Source organism: Lyngbya sp. CCY1209 (genome assembly GCF_055795065.1).
The window spans coordinates 1-307 of sequence record NZ_JAYFER010000368.1 but is presented as its reverse complement, the minus strand read 5'-3'; the positions used below and the strand labels follow the sequence as shown (position 1 = coordinate 307).

The window sequence follows — 307 nt, the reverse complement described above, 5'->3', positions numbered from 1 at the left end:
GAGCCAAGCAAGCCTTGGTCAAGATGGCAATGGAACCCTACTGGGAACCTAAATTCGAGGGAACAAGCTATGGGTTTAGACCCGGACGCACAACCCTCGACGCAATTGGCAGAATACACACAGCAATTAATCAAGGGGAATACTACATCCTTGATGCTGATATAGCCAAATGTTTCGACCAGATTGACCATGATTACCTACTATCCAAACTTCATTGTCCAACGACCATCAGGCGCAATATCAGACAATGGTTAAAAGCCGGGGTTATTGACAATGGTGTATTTGACGACACGAAAGCCGGGACACC

1 protein-coding gene is annotated in these 307 nt (G+C 46.6%); it reads left to right on the top strand.

Annotated features, from left to right (window positions below; translation table 11 throughout):
• The coding region (locus AC0QHF_RS10565; RefSeq protein WP_324704169.1) for a reverse transcriptase domain-containing protein at positions 1-307 on the top strand (307 nt) is incomplete at both ends.